The 2,045-nt window shown below is 47.5% G+C and carries 1 protein-coding gene; it reads left to right on the top strand.

All coding sequences use genetic code 11. From position 1 onward, the window contains the following. Positions 1–261: 261 nt before the first annotated feature. Positions 262–2,045 (top strand): molybdopterin-dependent oxidoreductase (locus KIV40_RS28320; protein ID WP_285352540.1); only part of this gene is annotated, 1,784 nt, incomplete at its 3' end.

Genomic DNA, 2,045 nt, shown 5'->3' with positions numbered 1-2,045 from the left:
GTGTCTCTTTTTAATCTCCATGGGATCAAAGAATATGAGGCTCTGTTGTAATTAAAGGCATCTTCATTGGGTCTTGTTTTTACTCGATCGGCTATTGGTTGGTAATAACGTATTCTCAAATATCCTGAATCAGGTCTGGAACAATTGTATCCCGCGAGGGTAAACTTTCTGCCAAAGCCTTCTGTTGGGCATCTATAGCAAGCGTTGCTGGTCAACATACTAGTTCTTGCAGCGTTCTAATCATTTTAATTAAGTACCACTATGACGAAAAAGTACACAACCTCCAGTCACTGGGGGGCAGGGATTGCAGAGGTCAAGGACGGCAAATTAGTTCGCGTCAGTGCACATCCACTTGATACGGATCCTTCTCCTATCAATGACAACATGCACAGCTCTCTATATGGCTCAGCCAGAATAAAGAAGCCGGCTGTTCGCAAGAGCTATCTTGAGAATGGTCCACAACATAAAAACAACACACGAGGTCAAGAACCTTTTGTTGAAGTGTCTTGGGAAACAGCCTTCGACCTGATCAGTAAAGCGGTTAAATCCACTCGTAACGAGCACGGCAATGAAGCGATCTTCGGTGGTTCTTATGGTTGGGGTAGCGCGGGGCGTTTTCACCATGCTCAAAGCCAGCTTAAGCGATTTTTAACCTGCGCTGGTGGCTTTGTAAGTAGTCAAGGTAACTATAGCTACAACACGGCACTTATCCTGTTGCCACATATAGTCGGTGACTTTGACAAGCTGACATCTACTGCAACTCGCTGGTCGACGATCGCCAAAGAGGGTGAGTTGGTCGTAATGTTTGGTGGTGTACCACTAAAGAGCGCTCAAGTTTCACCTGGTGGTTGTACACGTCACCGATTGAAAGACGAACTACTGGCATGTCGCAAAGCAGGTGTGGAGTTTATCGACATCAATCCGTGTCGTTCAGACTCTCCGGCAGAAATTGAAGCAGAATGGCTGGCAGCAGTACCGGGCTCTGATTCAGCGATCATGCTTGGACTTGCGCATACCTTGCTTGTTGAAGACCTTCATGACAGCGCATTCCTCGACAAATATACCGTTGGGTTTGATGAAGTTAAGGCGTACCTGCTTGGTGAGAAAGACGGCGTTGCTAAGACAGCAGAGTGGGCGAGTGCTCTCTCGGAAATTCCAGCTGAACGCATTAAACAACTCGCTCGCCAGATGGCAAAGTCACGCACCTTTATCTGTACCGCTGCAGGGGTTCAGAGAACGGAGCATGGTGAGCAGACGTTGTGGGGGACGATCACTCTAGCTTCTATGCTTGGCCAAATTGGCTTACCTGGAGGTGGCTACGCGATTGCGTATGGATCTGATGGTGGGATTGGACTGATGCATCGTCCGATTCGCTGGCCAGCATTCCCGCAGCGTAAAAACGACGTTGATACTTTTATTCCGGTGGCGTGTATTTCCGATATGTTGCTTAATCCAGGGGATGAGTATCAATACAACGGTATGAACCTGACTTATCCGGACATCCGTATGGTTTGGTGGGCTGGTGGTAATCCATTCCACCATCATCAAGACATCAACCGCTTAGTTGAGGCATTCCAGCAACCTGAAACCATCATCGTCAATGAAATCAACTGGACATCAACGGCACGGTTTGCCGATATTGTATTGCCGGTAACGACAACTTTAGAACGAGAAGATATTGGTGCTGGGTCTCGTGACAACAGTTTGATTCCAATGCCTAGAGTCGTTGAGCCCGTTGGCGAAGCTCGTGATGAGTTTGACATCTTCGCAGAGATCGCAAAGCGTTTAGATATTGAAGAGGACTTCACTCAAAACCAGACCTCACGTGAGTGGCTTGAGAGCATGTGGCAAAAGCTGATCCCTGAGTCGAAAAATTTAGGTGTTGAGCTTCCAGATTTTGATACGTTTTTGAATGGGGACGTTATCGAGTTTGCGGATCCGAACCCGGAAACCGTATTGCTTGCAGAGTTTAGACAAGTCCCTGATTTGCATCCATTAACCACACCAAGTGGCAAGATCGAGCTTTACAGCGAACGTATTGCCTC

It is taken from the genome of Vibrio sp. D173a, from assembly GCF_030248475.1.
This window is presented reverse-complemented; position numbering and strand designations above follow the sequence as displayed.